Source organism: Nocardia arthritidis (genome assembly GCF_011801145.1).
In the GTDB taxonomy this organism is placed as follows: Bacteria; Actinomycetota; Actinomycetes; order Mycobacteriales; family Mycobacteriaceae; genus Nocardia; species Nocardia arthritidis_A.
The window spans coordinates 9,223,023-9,237,362 of the sequence record NZ_CP046172.1 but is presented as its reverse complement, the minus strand read 5'-3'; the positions used below and the strand labels follow the sequence as shown (position 1 = coordinate 9,237,362).

The following is a 14,340-nucleotide window of genomic DNA, read 5'->3' as shown; positions in this document are numbered from 1 at the left end:
TCCCAACTAGCCGAACAGGTTTCGGACGAATGGGATCGAGTCGGGGAGGGAGGCGTTGACGGTGCCGCTGTGGTCTTGGGGATAGGTGTGGAAGGTTGCGGGTTCGCCGTTGGATTTCAGGACGGCGGCGTAGCGGAGGGTTTCCGGCATGATGACGTCGGTGTCGAGTAGGCCCTGGCCGAGGAAAAGCGGTCTGTCGTAACCGGATTCGGGCAGGCCCAGGTAGCGGTGCAGGAAGTTGTGCACATCGGGGATGTCGCTGAGGGGGCGGGCGAGCAGATCGCCGAAGACGATGTGCTGTGCGGCGATCTCGTCGCCGAACGGCTCGATGCAGTCCCGTCGGGCGCGGGCGAGCCAGGCGCGGCCCGCATCGGTGAGGAAGGATTCGATATGTAGCTCGGGGTAGGTGACGCGCAGGCCGTTGAGGATGTAGAGCAGGTAGGCCGTTGTGTGCGGGGGTAGTTCGATGGGCGGTAGGTGTGGGCCCAGCGGCGCCATGCCGTCTTCCACATATGCCGGAATTCCGGTGGCGACACCGCCGCGGTAATCCAATTCCGGCCCGCCGAATTCGGTGGCGTATCGCGCGGTGAATACCGCGGCGCCCGCGCCCTGCGATTGCCCGACCACCACCCATTTCTTTGACAGCGAAGCGAATTCGCGGGTAGCCGCCCGCACCGCGTCGACGACATTGTGCGCGGTCGTCACACCGTTCAAATATGGATGTCCGCCGGGCGTGCCGAGTCCGGCGTAATCGGCGGCGACGATCGCATAACCCTGCCGTAGCCAGGCGCCGAGGTAGGCCCAGTCGCGGTCGGGCAGCGCGGGTCCGCCGATGCTGTTGGCGCATTTGTCGGCGAGCCCGACGGTCCCGTGCGCCCAGGCGATCACCGGCCAGCCGCCCGCCGGGGGCTCACCGGGCGGGAAGTAAACGGCGGCGCTCGTTGTTGTCGATCGGTCGTTCGCGGTGGTGGAGCCGTAGAGGATCCGGGTGGAGCCGACCGATCCCGGCAGGGTGGCCACCGGCGGCAGCGGCGCCAGCGATAACACCGTGCCCGCGGCGGGGGCCGCGTTCGCGGTGGGTCCGCCGAGCAGACTTGCGGCGGCAATGCCGATGGCGGCGGCGAAGGTCGAGGTCATACGCGGTTTCGGCATGATGCTCCTGTCCGGATCACGGCGTACCGGCTCCTGCCGACGCGCGACGGGCGTTGACCGGACGTGCGTCCAGGATCTCGGGGAAGCCCAAGTGTGCCCGATGCCGATCCCCGCCCCTGAAAGTGGTGGCCCAGCCCACACATAGGTGGTCGCCGGGCCTGTGAATGTACTCACAACCGCGGGGTATGTCCGGTGTTAGGTCACATCCCGTTGTCGATCACAAACAGTACGAGCGTTACGCTAAAACCGCACGTCAGGCCTACTCGCGGGTAGGTTTCACTCGTGCAATTCACCCGCTAATTTCGCAAAATTAGCAAACCCAGGTGGAAACCTAGCGAACATTCACATTAGCAACAGGTAGACGGCCATTTCACCGTGTGCAATCGTGTGGAAGTACACCCCATGGGCCTAGCAAGCCTGCAAATTGCCGCTCCAGCAGTTCGAGTCGAACTCGACCGTGGGGCACCGACCGACCAGAGAAGTGGAGTCAGAGATGTCGACCACCGGCACCCCGAAGACCGCTGCGGAAATCCAGAAGGATTGGGACACCAACCCGCGTTGGAAGGGCATCACCCGTAACTACACCCCGGAGCAGGTCACCAAGCTCCAGGGCACCGTTGTCGAGGAGAACACCCTCGCCCGCCGTGGCGCCGAGATCCTCTGGGAGGGCGTGAACGGCGACGGCTACATCAACGCGCTCGGCGCGCTCACCGGCAATATGGCGGTCCAGCAGGTCCGCGCCGGCCTGAAGGCCATCTACCTCTCCGGTTGGCAGGTCGCCGGTGATGCGAACCTCTCCGGCCACACCTACCCCGACCAGTCGCTGTACCCGGCCAACTCGGTTCCGGCCGTGGTGCGCCGCATCAACAACGCGCTGCTGCGCGCCGACGAGATCGCCAAGGTCGAGGGCGACACCTCGGTCGACAACTGGCTGGTCCCGATCGTCGCCGACGGTGAGGCCGGCTTCGGTGGCGCGCTGAACGTCTACGAGCTGCAGAAGGCCATGATCGCGGCCGGCGCCGCGGGCACCCACTGGGAGGACCAGCTGGCCTCCGAGAAGAAGTGTGGCCACCTGGGCGGCAAGGTCCTCATCCCGACCTCGCAGCACATCCGCACCCTGACCTCCGCGCGCCTGGCCGCCGACGTCGCCGACGTCCCGACCGTGGTCATCGCCCGCACCGACGCCGAGGCCGCCACCCTCATCACCACCGATGTGGACGAGCGCGACCAGCCGTTCATCACCGGCGAGCGCACCTCCGAGGGCTTCTTCCACGTGAAGAAGGGCATCGAGCCCTGCATCGCGCGTGCCAAGGCCTACGCCCCGTACGCCGACCTGATCTGGATGGAGACCGGCACCCCGGACCTGGAGCTGGCCCGCAAGTTCGCCGAGTCGGTCAAGTCCGAGTTCCCGGACCAGCTGCTGGCCTACAACTGCTCGCCGTCCTTCAACTGGAAGGCGCACCTGGACGACGCCACCATCGCGAAGTTCCAGCGCGAGCTGGGCGCGATGGGCTTCAAGTTCCAGTTCATCACCCTGGCCGGCTTCCACGCGCTGAACTACTCCATGTTCGACCTGGCCTACGGCTACGCCCGCGAGGGTATGACCGCCTACGTCGACCTGCAGGAGCGCGAGTTCGCGGCCGAGGCCCGCGGCTACACCGCCACCAAGCACCAGCGTGAGGTCGGTGCCGGCTACTTCGACACCATCGCCACCACGGTTGACCCGAACACCTCGACCGCGGCGCTGAAGGGCTCCACCGAAGAGGGTCAGTTCCACTGAGCCGGAACAACTTTCGGATGTTCACGCATCTGATCCATGAGTCGATGCCGGGAGCGGAGCGGCGCTCCCGGCACCGGCTCACCAGCCCTTCCCGCTGAACAGCCCCAGCGGGGAGGGCATCCCTATACCTTGGTCCATCGAAGGCGCTCACACTCCGGAGCCCACCTTCGTACAGAGCCACCGACAGCCAAGACAAACAGCAGGAGCGGGACGTGAGCAGCGACAAGATTCAACGCGTCGGCGTTATCGGCGCCGGACAGATGGGCGCGGGTATCGCGGAGGTGTGTGCCAGGGCGCATGTCGACGTGCTGGTGTACGAGCAGACCCGGGAACTAGCTGCCGCCGGACGCGCCCGCATCCTGCGTTCCCTCGACCGCGGCGTGAGCAGCGGCAAGATCACCGAGCGCGAGCGTGAGCAGGCCGCGTGGCGGCTGCGCTTCACCTCCGACCTCGGCGATTTCGCCGACCGCCAGCTGGTGGTCGAGGCCGTGCTGGAGAACGAGGACGTGAAGACCTCGATCTTCGCCGAGCTGGACAAGGTCGTCACCGACCCGGACGCCGTGCTGGCCTCCAACACCTCATCCATCCCGATCATGAAGATCGCGGTGGCCACCGCCAACCCGGAGCGGGTTGTCGGCATGCACTTCTTCAACCCGGTGCCGGTGCTCCCGCTGGTCGAGCTGGTCACCACGCTCAAGACGAGCGAGTCGGTGTCGCAGCGCGCCGAGGCCTTCGCGAGCGATGTGCTCGACAAGCAGGTGGTGCGCTCCGCCGACCGCTCCGGCTTCGTGGTGAACGCGCTGCTGGTGCCGTACCTGCTCTCGGCCATCCGGATGGTCGAATCCGGTTTCGCCACAAAGGAAGACGTCGACAAGGCGATGGTGCTCGGCTGTGCCCACCCGATGGGCCCGCTCGCGCTGACCGACCTGGTCGGGCTGGACACCGTGAAGTCGATCGCGGATTCGATGTACGCCGAATTCAAGGAGCCGCTGTATTCGGCCCCGCCGCTGCTGATGCGAATGGTCGAGGCCGGGCTGCTGGGTAAGAAATCCGGCGCCGGCTTCTATCAGTACAACCGCGCTTGATATATCCGCGGGCCCGGTAATCAACCGGGCCCGCGGCGTTTCCGGCCTAAGCTGCTTAGAGAACCGCTGGTCACGGCGGTTCGCCCGCGTCGAGTCGAGCCGGCGGCCCGGCGCTCGTCGACAGCCGCACATCGATAGCGAGCGCTGTCCGGCGGCCCCCGCTCACGGGCCGCCGGACGGATGATCGAAAGGGAAGCCCGCCGCCATGGTCAATGTCACCGAAGGATTCGGATCCAGCATCCTCGGCTACCCCAGAATCGGACCGCATCGGGAACTCAAGCGGGCGCTGGAGTCCTACTGGCACGGCAGCCTGTCCCGCGCGGAGCTGCTCGCCGTCGGCCGCGATATTCAGGAGCGCCAGTTCAACGAGCTGGCCGCGACCGGGTTGACCCAGGTCCCCGGCAATACCTTCTCCTTCTACGACCACGTCCTCGACAACGCGCTGCTGTTCGGCGCGGTGCCCAAGCGGTTCGAGCCGTACCGGGATGGGCTGGATCCGCTTGACTTCTACTTCCTGATGGCCCGTGGCCGCCCGGATCTGCCGCCGCTGGAGCTGGTGCGCTACTTCAGCACCAACTACCACTACCGGCAGCCGGAACTGGATGCCGACACCGAATTCTCGCTGCATCCGGAGGCCCTGCTCGATGAGTGGGACCGAGCGAAGGCGCAGGATATCGAGCTGCGTCCGGTGGTGCTCGGCCCGGTTTCGCTGCTGCTGCTCTCGAAGGCCGGTCCGGTGCCGGGCGAGGCCGAATTCGACACACTGAGCCTGCTGGACAAGCTGCTTCCGGTGTACGAGCAGCTGTTCGAGATCCTGGCCAAGCGCGGTTCCACCTGTGTGCAGCTGGACGAGCCCGCGTTCACCAGCGAGCGCACCGAGGCCGAACTGGCCGCGTTCGAGCGGGCCTACCAACAGCTTTCGACGGCGCCGCTGCGGCCGCGCATGCTGGTCACCGGGCAGTACGGCGATTTCGGTGCGGCGCTGACGATTCTGGCGCGCACCGGCGTCGAGGCGATCGGGCTCGATCTGGCGAGCCACCGGATGCGTCCGGAGGATCTGGCGCAGGTGCCCGGCATCCGGCGCAAGCGCCTGTACGCGGGTGTGATCAGCGGTCGCAATGTGTGGCGGGCCGATCGCTACGTGACGTTGGAGTACCTCAACGAGCTCGCGCAGGTGTGCCCGGATCTGGTGGTCTCCACCGGAACCACGCTGCTGCACGTGCCGTACGACCTGCTCGTCGAGTACGAGATCGACGGCAATGTCGCCGACCGGCTCGCCTTCGCGAAACAGAAGGTGGGCGAGGTGGTTTCGCTGGCGAAGGCGCTCACCGAGGGTCCGTCGGACAAGTGGCGCAAGCGGCCGACCGAGGTGCACTTCAAGCAGAAACACGCGGTGCGCCAACGGGTTTACGCGATCACCTCGGATATGCGCTCGCGCGAACCGTACGAGGTGCGCCGAGAGGCGCAGCAGCGCAAGCTGAATCTGCCGCCGGTGCCGACGACGACGCTCGGCTCCTTCCCGCAGACGAACCGGATTCGCCAGGCGCGCTACGACCTCGGGCAGGGTCGGCTGTCCTACGAGGAGTACCGCAAGCGGATCGAGGCCGAGATCGAGTCGACGATCCGGCTGCAGGAGGACATCGGCCTGGATGTGCTCGTGCACGGGGAGCACGAGCGCAACGATATGATCCAGTACTTCGCCGAGCTGCTCGACGGCTTCGCGACCACCCACTTCGGTTGGGTGCAGGTGTACGGATCCCGTTGTGTGCGACCGCCGATCCTCTACGGTGACGTGGCGCGTCCGGCGCCGATGTCGGTGGAGTGGATCAGCTACGCGCAGTCGCTCACCGACAAGCCGGTGAAGGGCATGGTGACCGGTCCGGTGACGATGATCGCGCGCTCGTTCGTCCGGCAGGATCAGCCGCTGCACGAGACCGCCGATCAGGTCGCGCTCGCGATCCGTGACGAGCTGGCCGATCTGGAACGGGCAGGCATCGCCATCATCCAGGTGGACGAGCCCGCCATCCGGGAGATGCTGCCGCTGCGTCCCGAGGGCAGGGCGGAGTACCTGCGCTGGGCGGTCGGCGCGTTCCGGCTGGCCACCTCGGGCGTCGCGCCGGAAACCCAAATCCACACGCATATCGGGTATTCCGGCCGTGCCGAGGTCGTCGAGGCGATCGAGGAGCTCGATGCCGATGTCACCGCGATCGTGGCGACCCGTTCGATCGAATGGGTGCTCAAGGCGCTGAAGACCGACAGCGCGTCCGGGCACGGGCTGAGCCACGGCGTCGGGCCCGGCGTGTACGAGAGTCGTTCCGCGCGTATCCCGGATATCGACGAGCTGGACGAATTGCTCACCGCCGCAGCCGAAGCCGTGACGCCGGAGCGGCTGTGGGCCAATCCGGACGGCGGACTGAAGACCAGGCACTACTGGCAGTTGGAGCCGTCGCTGCGGAATATGGTCGCGGCCGCACGCCGACTGCGCCGCCGGGTTGAACAGGGCTGAAACGTTGGCCGCCTTGCCATTTCATGGTGAGGCGGCCAATTTCGCGACGGGCCGGAATTTCACCGCGGCCGGAGAGCGTTCTATCGAGGCATGACTACCGAGAACAACTGGCCGGAGCCGTTGCCGGTCGCTCAGGTGCGCATCGCCCGCCCCACCGACCGGCTCGCCGAGGTGGTGCGGTTCTACGCAGAAGGTTTGGGGCTGCGTGAGCTGTTCCGCGCCGACGGGCATGCGGGCTACAGCGTCGTGATGCTCGGATTGCCCGGCGCCGCATACCATTTGGAGTTCACCTCGCATGTCGACGGCAGTCCCGGTGATGCGCCGAGCGCGGAGCATCTGCTGGTGTTCTACTTCGACGGCGCGGCCGATCAGCAGCGGGTGGCCGCGCGGCTGCGCGAATTCGGCGCACCGGAGGTGACGCCGGAGAATCCGTATTGGACCGAACACGGCGCGCTGGCCTTCGCGGATCCCGACGGCTGGCAGGTGTTGCTGCTGCCGCAGCCGGTGTTCCGGTCCCAGTAGCACCGGGCCGGGCGACATACCGGACCGGATACCGCGATTCGCCAGGTGGGTGTCCGATGCTGGTCCGATGGCCATTGTGCTGGCGTTTGTGTCGATGTGCTCGACCCTGCTCGGCGGGCTGATCGCGATGCGCGTCGGCGAGCGCAGGCGGTTGGTGCTCGGCTTGGCCGCGGGCGTAATGCTCGGGGTGGTGTTCTTCGACCTGCTGCCGGAGGCGCTTATCGAGACCCGGCCGCCGGTGCACGGCGTTCCGGTCGCGCTGCTGGCCGCGGTGGTCGGCTTCTTCACCATTCACATCATCGAGCGCGAGATGGCGATCCATCGCGGGCACGAGGGCGAATATGGTTCGCACACACACGATTTGGAATCGGTGGGGCTGCTCGCCGCGGCGGGCCTGGTATTCCACAGCATGCTCGACGGTTTCGGCATCGGGATCGGCTTCCAGGCGGGCGCCTCGGTGGGTATCGCGGTCGCCATCGCCGTGATCTGTCACGACTTCGCCGATGGTTTCAACGCTTTCACCATTCCGACGCTGTACGGCAACGCGCGGCGGCGGGCGCTGCTGGTGCTGCTGCTCGACGCGCTCGCGCCGGTCGCCGGTGCGGTACTCGGCACCGTGCTCACCGTGCCCGCGGAATTCGCCGGACTGTATCTCGGCTACTTCGCCGGATTTCTGCTGTACCTGGCGACCGCCGATATCCTGCCCGAGGCGCATGCCGGGCGGCCGTCGCGCGCCGTCCTGTTCTATATGCTCGCCGGTGCCGCGTTGATGTTTCTCGTTGCGGCGCTTAATAATTGACCGTCAGTCGGTATTGGCGTCCATCAGTTCGGCCAGTGCCCCGATGCCGTCGATGAGGTCATCGGCCGACGGTGCGTGTTCCGGATCGACCATCCACTGGATCAGCATGCCGCCGATCAGCGTCTGCAGCGCGACGCCGATCCGCTGATCGGACTGCCCGAGTTGTTCGGACAGTCCGGCGCGGGCAGCCTGTTGGGCCGCAGCGGTTTCCGCGCGTACCTCGGGCAGATGCAGTGCCTGCGCGGTGCTCTCGACATTGGCCGACCAGAGCGCGCGATCCGCGGTGAACGAGTCGACCAGCTTGTGCCAGAAGGCATTCAGCCGCGCGGCCGGATCGCCGGTCCCCGCGTCGGGCAGGGATTCGAGCAGCTGCGTCACGGCCGCGGCGGTGGATTCGAGCATGGCCTGGTTGAGCAGTTTGTCGCGGGTGCCGAAGTGGTAGTTGATCGCGGCCAGATTGGTGCCGGATGCGGCGACGATATCGCGCACGGTGGTGCGGGCGTAGCCGCGCTCGGCCAGGCACAGTTTGGCCGCGGCGAGGAGATCTTCTCGGGTTCCCACCCACCCAGGGTAGCAGCGGGGCATACGAACGTTTGTGACAACTGTTTCAAACATATGTTTGTGACAAATGTTTGAGACATGTGTATGGTCATGACTGTTGGCTCAACCGCACGAAAGTTCACGGATATGACCGCTCAGCGTCTGCTCTCCCCCTTCGAAACCAGCTACTTCAGCACCGAAGCCCGCCTCGGCAGCGTGCCGATCGGCGGCATGCCGCTCTACATCGGCAGCACCGTCCGCGGCCGGATCGACGCCGAAATCCTGCGTCGCGTGCTGGCCGAACTCGCCGCCGGACATCCGCTCTTGCGCAGCTCGATCGTGGAAACCGATGGGGTGCTCAGCTTCCGGTGCGTCGACACCCACCGGCCGGTGCTGGAGATCGCCGACGGCGGCGCGGCCGAATACTTGGAATTAGTGAATTCCCAACAGGATTGGCGTGCGGGACTGTTCCGGGCGCGGCTGCTGCGCGACGGTGACCTGACCCGGATCGTGCTGATCATCCATCACGGCATCGCCGACGGCCGCTCCGCCTTCGCCCTGCTGGACGAGATGTGGCAGCGCTACACCGGTCATATCGTCGGATCGCCGCTGCCGCAGGTGAATTCGACACTGCTGCCCGATGGCGTCGATAATCTGCTCGCCGCCGTCACCGCCGAGGCCGAGGTGGACGAATTCCTGGCGGGTATCCGAGCCGCCGTACTCGCCGCGGACCCGGCGGACGCGCCGCGCATGCTGCCCAAAGACGGTGACGGCGTTGGTGATCCGCGCGGCAGGCTGGCGCTTCAGCGGATCGAACTGACCGAGGACGAGACCGGAGCCTTGGTGAATACCGCACGGACACATGGTCTTTCGGTGAACAGCCTGCTGTCCGGCGCCGCCATGGCCGCGGTCCGCGCCCAGCTGGAGCCGGGCACCGGACCGCTGCCGCTGCTGTGCGGCCACGCGGTGGACCTGCGCTACGAACTGGTCCCGCGCCTGTCCGCATCGACCATGCTCAACTGTGCCTCCGGCGTCGGGACGCCGGTCGTCGCCGACGAGGACGCGGACCCGATCGCGCTGGCGCGGGCGGTCGCCGACGGGATGCGGCTGGCGCTGGACACCCGCTTCGCCGCCCTGTTCATGCGAGCCAACCAGCGCGAACTGGACGAATTGACCGCGGCCGTCTTCGCTGCCGGGCCGACGCTCGCACTGTCGAATGTCGGTCGGCTGCCCGCGCATTCGCTGCCCGCGGGTATCGATGTCATCCGCGACGACGTCTTCGCCATGATGCCGGGGATGCCGCCCAAGATGACTATCTTCACCGTCGGCGCCCGGCTGATCATCCAGGTCGAATACGACACCGCCGAGCACACGCACGCGCAGATGGGCAGGCTCACCCGGGCGACGGCCGAACAGATTCGCCTCGTCACCCGCGGTGTGGTCGGTGTGGAGTAAGCCGAAAAGGCCGCTCCGGCAAGTGTTTCGGAGCGGCCTTACGGCTTACACCGTGGAAATGTCGATGACGAACCGATATTGCACATCGCTGGCGATGACGCGGTCGTACGCGGAATCGATCTCGTCGGCGGAGATGAGTTCGATTTCCGCGCCGATGCCGTGCGCCGCACAGAAATTCAGCATTTCCTGAGTCTGCGCGATACCGCCGATCATCGAACCGGCCAGGGATCGGCGCAGGCCGGAGAGGTTGCGCGCCGTGACCGTCATCGGGGTTTCGGGCAGGCCGAGCAGCACCATGGTGCCGTCGAGGGCGAGCAGCTTCAGGTACTGGTCGATCGGCAGGTCGCTCGAGACCGTGTTGAGAATCAGGTCGAAGCGGCCGCGCAGCTCGCGGAAGGTTTCCCGCTCGCTGGTCGCGTAGTAGTTGGTCGCGCCGAGGCGCAGGCCGTCCTCGCGCTTGCGCAGCGACTGGCTGAGCACGGTGACCTCGGCGCCCATCGCGGCGGCGATCTTCACCCCGACGTGCCCGAGCCCACCCATGCCGATGATGGCGACCCGCTTGCCGGGGCCCGCCTGCCAGTGCCGCAGCGGCGAGTAGAGGGTGACGCCCGCACACAGCAGCGGTGCGGCCACATCGAGCCCGATGCCCTCCGGAATGCCGACGACGAAATTCTCGGTGACCACGATCTGGGTCGAGTACCCGCCCATGGTGTAGCCCTCGGCCTGCTGCGACGCGTCGACGGGGGTGTTGTAGGTCCAGATGGTGCCGTTGGCGCAGTACTGCTCCTCATCGGCCAGACACGGCGCGCACCGACCGCAGGAGCCGACCATGCAGCCGACGCCGACCCGGTCGCCCACCCGGTATTTGGTGACGGCGGATCCGACGCCCGCGACGAGTCCGGCGATCTCGTGCCCCGGCACGCACGGGTAGGAGGTGCCGTTCCATTCGTTGCGGGCGGTGTGGATATCCGAATGGCAGATGCCCGCGTATTTGATGTCGATGAGCACATCGTGCGGACCCAGTTCACGGCGCTCGATCGTCACCTTCTCGAATGCGCCGTCGGGTGCGGAGATGGCGTAAGCGGCAGCTGTGGTCATGCTTCTATGCCTACCGCCGCATGGATGTAATTGCCAATCGCTAACGAAATTTGCCAGGTCACCCGGCCGCGCGGACCGGGCGGACGGTGTTTTTCCGATCCGGGACGGGCATATGCGGCCACAATGGAATTGGTCGACGCGGCATGAGCGTCAGGCCCGGAGGAGGTAGCGCAGCGTGACCACGCAGGGCCCGCGAATACCGCCGGACGACGCGGCACGGCGCCGCGGCGCGGGTGGCGGCCGCGTACTGGCGACCATTGTCGCCGCGGTCCTGGCCGTCACCGCATTTCTCGGCTTCCGTGGCGAATTGCCGGGATGGCCGCCGTCCGACGGCGAAACCGCGCCGGTCACGCTGGCCGCCGTACCGCCATTGGATCCGGATTACGTCAAATCGGTCGTCGATCCGGCGCTGGTGAATATCAGCGCGTCCACCAAACCGTTCGGGCTCGGCGCCGCGGGCTCCGGCATCGTGCTCACCACCGACGGTCAGGTGCTCACCAGCCATCACGTGGTGAAGGGTGCGGACACCGTCACCGTCACCGATGTCGGCAACGGCGTCGTCTACAACGCCACCGTGCTCGGCTACGACGCGGCCGCCGATATCGCGCTGCTCGCGCTCGCCGGCGCACACGATCTGGTGCCCGCGCGTATCGGCAGCTCCGCCGATGTGCACCTGCGCGACGAGGTGCTGGCCATCGGCAATGCGGGCGGCGTCGGCGGCACACCGACCGCGGTCGGCGGCCGGATCACCGATCTGAACAGCGCCATCGTCGCGGTCAACGCCGCCGATCTCACCAAGAAGTCGCTCAGCGGCATGCTCGAGGTGGCGGCGCCGGTCACCTCCGGACAGTCCGGGGGCGCGCTCGCGGACCGCCTCGGCGCGGTGGTCGGCGTCGTGGCCGCGGCATCGGGCGATTCCGGCAAGGCGGTGGGTCATCCGCCGAACGGTTACGCCGTCCCGATCGATACGGCCATGCGCATCGTGCGCCAAATCCGTTCCGGCACACCGACCGACACCGTGCACGTCGGGCCGACCGCGACCCTCGGCGTTGTCGTCTCCGACGCCAAATCCACGGTGGGCGCCCACATCGACGTGGCCATCTACGGCCTCCCCGCCCAGTCCGCCGGACTCACCGAGGGCGAGGTGATCACCGCAATCGACGGCCGCCCGATCACCACCGCGAGCGCGTTGCGCGCGGCCATAAACGTCCGCAAACCCGACGAGACCATCCAGGTCGGAATCATCGCCCCCGACGGTTCCCAACGCACCGTACCGATCGTCCTCGCCCTCGGCGCCCCCAATTAAATTGCGCCGCATGGGGATTACGAATGATGAGCGCGGTAGCGGCCGGGCGGCATGTCGTACTCGCGTTTGAAGGCCTTGGCGAAGGCGAATTCCGAGGTGTAGCCGACGCGTTGGGCGACTGCGCGCAGCGGGATGTCGTCGGAGCGGAGCAGCCGCCCGGCGATGGTCATGCGCCACCAGGTCAGGTAGGCGAGCGGGGCGCGGCCGATCAGAGTGGTGAAACGGCGGGCGAAGGCGGCGCGCGACAGGCCGCCGATGGCGCCGAGTTCCTCGACGGTCCAAGGGTGTTCGGGGCTGGTGTGGATCGCGCGCAGCGCGGCGGCGACGGGGCGGTCGACCAATGCCGCGGCCCAGCCGTTGTGCGGGATCGTGTCGTCGTCCTGAGCGCCGAGCCACCAGGCGCGCAGAATGTACAGCAGCAGGGTGTCCAGCAGCGAGGTGACGATCGCGTCCGAACCTGGTTGGGGTTGCGCGAGTTCGGTGCCGAGTAACTCCACCGCGGCGCGCAGGGAGCTGTCCGTGCCGACGCGAGGGGTCAGGTGGACGACATCCGGCAGGTCGGCGAGCAGTGGATGGGCCCGTCGATGATCGAGTTGATATGCGCCACAAAGCATTACGGTGGCCGAAGCATCTGGTGCGTGCGGTTCGGAGAAGGGCTGTGGCCATGACCCGTCCGGCAGCGGCCGCACCTCACGCAGCGGCGTGGCGGGATCGCTGGCCAGCGCGTGGCCGCGGCCGTGCGCCAGAAAGACGATATCGCCAGGGCCGAGCGGAATCGGCTCGCCGTCCTCGCGCGGTGGGATCAACCATGCCGAACCCTGCAATATCACATGGAATCCGGCGCCGTTCGAGGCGGGAAAGCGCATACCCCACGGTGCGAACTTGTCTTGGAGCGAGGAGTGGGGGCGGCCCGTGCGCATGGTCGCGACCGCATCGCTCAGCACGTCCAAACCCATCTCCGAACGATATCCCACGTTCTCCCGGCGAGACGAATGGATATTTCCGCAAGACGTTGACGCATAGATCATCTCGTCGTCGGCGCATAGCGTCGGTGTCATGACAACCGACACGATCACCGCACGCACCGTCGTCTTCCACGAACTCGGTGACGCCGATGTGCTCACCATCGAGGATCTCGAGCTGCCCGAACCCGGATCGCGGGAAGTCCGCATCCGCGTCGAGGCGCTGGGCCTCAACCGCGCGGAGGCCCTGTTCCGGGCCGGCACCTACTACTATCCGCCGACGCTGCCGGGCTCGCGGCTCGGCTACGAATCCTCCGGCGTTGTCGAGGCGATCGGCGCCGATGTCACCGAATTCGCTGTGGGAGACAAGGTTTTGACCGGGCCCAATATCGAGATGAGCTCGGCTGGCGTATACGCCGAGCGGGTGGTGCTTTCGGTGGATTCCGTGGTGCCCCGCCCGGAGGGCCTCGATGCGGTCACGGGCGCCGCGACCTGGCTCACCTACTCCACCGCATACGGGGGATTGCTGGAAACCGGTGGTCTGCGGCCCGGCGACCACGTGCTGATCACCGCGGCTTCCAGCGGCGTCGGCATCGCGGCGCTACAGACCGCCGCCCGCATCGGAGCCATTCCGATCGCGGTGACCCGGACCGGTGAGAAGCGACAGCACCTCATCGACAACGGCGCGGCGCACGTCATAGCCTCGGCGGATACCGATGTGGTCGCCGAGACCCGCCGCATCACCAACGGTGCGGGCGCGCAGGTGGTCTTCGACGCCGTCGGCGGTCCCGGCCTGGCCGAATTGAGTACCGCCGCAACACATAACGGCACGATCGTGGTCTACGGCTGGCTCGACCACCGCCCGATGGCGATGCCCATGAACTGGCCCCTTCGAATGTACGGCTACGCCAATATGGAGTTGGCGGCCACCGCCGAGGGTCGTCGCCGCGTCAACCACTGGATCGCCTCCGGCATCCGCGACGGTGTTTTCCGGCCGCACGTCGGTGCGGTTTTCGACGGTCTGGACAGCATTCGCGACGCTCACCGTCTGATGGAATCAGGCACGCACACCGGCAAGATCGTCGTCGAACTCTGAGAACGGAAGTCGCCGGCATCCGCGCTCCGGCAACGGATT

General features: G+C 66.9%; 12 protein-coding genes. 8 read left to right on the top strand and 4 right to left on the bottom strand.

Translation table 11 applies throughout. The features are described from left to right. Positions 1–6: 6 nt before the first annotated feature. Positions 7–1,152: a lipase family protein gene (locus F5544_RS41975; RefSeq protein WP_238846938.1), complete on the bottom strand. Its 1,146-nt coding sequence runs from the start codon at positions 1,150–1,152 to the stop codon at positions 7–9. A 493-nt stretch (positions 1,153–1,645) separates the two neighbouring features. On the opposite strand from F5544_RS41975, the gene aceA reads away from it, so the two are divergent. From aceA to F5544_RS41950, 5 genes are all read left to right on the top strand, one after another. Beyond that, positions 1,646–2,932, top strand: a complete 1,287-nt coding sequence (aceA, locus tag F5544_RS41970; RefSeq protein ID WP_167478270.1) for an isocitrate lyase — start codon at positions 1,646–1,648, stop codon at positions 2,930–2,932. A gap of 212 nt (positions 2,933–3,144) precedes the next feature. Next, the gene (locus tag F5544_RS41965; RefSeq protein ID WP_167478269.1) at positions 3,145–4,017 is read left to right on the top strand and encodes a 3-hydroxybutyryl-CoA dehydrogenase; all 873 of its coding nucleotides are present in this window, start codon (positions 3,145–3,147) and stop codon (positions 4,015–4,017) included. A 205-nt stretch (positions 4,018–4,222) separates the two neighbouring features. Further along, positions 4,223–6,523: a 5-methyltetrahydropteroyltriglutamate--homocysteine S-methyltransferase gene (gene metE / locus F5544_RS41960; protein WP_167478268.1), complete on the top strand. Its 2,301-nt coding sequence runs from the start codon at positions 4,223–4,225 to the stop codon at positions 6,521–6,523. A 90-nt stretch (positions 6,524–6,613) separates the two neighbouring features. Continuing rightward, positions 6,614–7,045, top strand: a complete 432-nt coding sequence (locus tag F5544_RS41955; RefSeq protein WP_167478267.1) for a VOC family protein — start codon at positions 6,614–6,616, stop codon at positions 7,043–7,045. Positions 7,046–7,112: 67 nt separating this feature from the next. Continuing rightward, positions 7,113–7,844, top strand: coding sequence for a ZIP family metal transporter (locus tag F5544_RS41950; RefSeq protein ID WP_167478266.1), 732 nt, complete (start codon positions 7,113–7,115; stop codon positions 7,842–7,844). A gap of 3 nt (positions 7,845–7,847) precedes the next feature. Here the strand turns inward: F5544_RS41950 and F5544_RS41945 are convergent, their stop codons facing one another. Further along, positions 7,848–8,405, bottom strand: a complete 558-nt coding sequence (locus F5544_RS41945) for a TetR/AcrR family transcriptional regulator (protein ID WP_167478265.1) — start codon at positions 8,403–8,405, stop codon at positions 7,848–7,850. Between the two features lie 126 nt (positions 8,406–8,531). Between F5544_RS41945 and F5544_RS41940 the strand changes: the two genes are divergently transcribed. Next, complete coding sequence (locus F5544_RS41940; protein ID WP_167478264.1) at positions 8,532–9,839, top strand: phthiocerol/phthiodiolone dimycocerosyl transferase family protein; 1,308 nt, start codon at positions 8,532–8,534, stop codon at positions 9,837–9,839. 45 nt (positions 9,840–9,884) lie between these two features. On the opposite strand, the gene F5544_RS41935 is transcribed toward F5544_RS41940, so the two are convergent. After that, on the bottom strand, positions 9,885–10,937 hold the full coding sequence (locus F5544_RS41935) for an NAD(P)-dependent alcohol dehydrogenase (RefSeq protein WP_167478263.1): 1,053 nt from the start codon (positions 10,935–10,937) through the stop codon (positions 9,885–9,887). A gap of 175 nt (positions 10,938–11,112) precedes the next feature. Here F5544_RS41935 and F5544_RS41930 point away from each other — a divergent pair, with 175 nt between their 5' ends. Beyond that, positions 11,113–12,243: a S1C family serine protease gene (locus F5544_RS41930; protein WP_238846937.1), complete on the top strand. Its 1,131-nt coding sequence runs from the start codon at positions 11,113–11,115 to the stop codon at positions 12,241–12,243. 17 nt (positions 12,244–12,260) lie between these two features. Here F5544_RS41930 and F5544_RS41925 read toward each other — a convergent pair whose 3' ends face one another. Beyond that, positions 12,261–13,199, bottom strand: coding sequence for an AraC family transcriptional regulator (locus tag F5544_RS41925; RefSeq protein ID WP_238846936.1), 939 nt, complete (start codon positions 13,197–13,199; stop codon positions 12,261–12,263). Between the two features lie 100 nt (positions 13,200–13,299). Between F5544_RS41925 and F5544_RS41920 the strand changes: the two genes are divergently transcribed. After that, complete coding sequence (locus tag F5544_RS41920) at positions 13,300–14,301, top strand: zinc-dependent alcohol dehydrogenase family protein (RefSeq protein WP_167478262.1); 1,002 nt, start codon at positions 13,300–13,302, stop codon at positions 14,299–14,301. Positions 14,302–14,340: the final 39 nt, after the last annotated feature.

Coding starts and splice junctions, on each gene's coding strand:
- F5544_RS41925 (WP_238846936.1), bottom strand. CDS start 13,199: ATGGGTTTGGACGTGCTGAGCGATGCGGTCGCGACCATGCGCACGGGC.
- F5544_RS41975 (WP_238846938.1), bottom strand. CDS start 1,152: ATGCCGAAACCGCGTATGACCTCGACCTTCGCCGCCGCCATCGGCATT.
- F5544_RS41935 (WP_167478263.1), bottom strand. CDS start 10,937: ATGACCACAGCTGCCGCTTACGCCATCTCCGCACCCGACGGCGCATTC.
- F5544_RS41955 (WP_167478267.1), top strand. CDS start 6,614: ATGACTACCGAGAACAACTGGCCGGAGCCGTTGCCGGTCGCTCAGGTG.
- aceA (WP_167478270.1), top strand. CDS start 1,646: ATGTCGACCACCGGCACCCCGAAGACCGCTGCGGAAATCCAGAAGGAT.
- metE (WP_167478268.1), top strand. CDS start 4,223: ATGGTCAATGTCACCGAAGGATTCGGATCCAGCATCCTCGGCTACCCC.
- F5544_RS41940 (WP_167478264.1), top strand. CDS start 8,532: ATGACCGCTCAGCGTCTGCTCTCCCCCTTCGAAACCAGCTACTTCAGC.
- F5544_RS41920 (WP_167478262.1), top strand. CDS start 13,300: ATGACAACCGACACGATCACCGCACGCACCGTCGTCTTCCACGAACTC.
- F5544_RS41950 (WP_167478266.1), top strand. CDS start 7,113: ATGGCCATTGTGCTGGCGTTTGTGTCGATGTGCTCGACCCTGCTCGGC.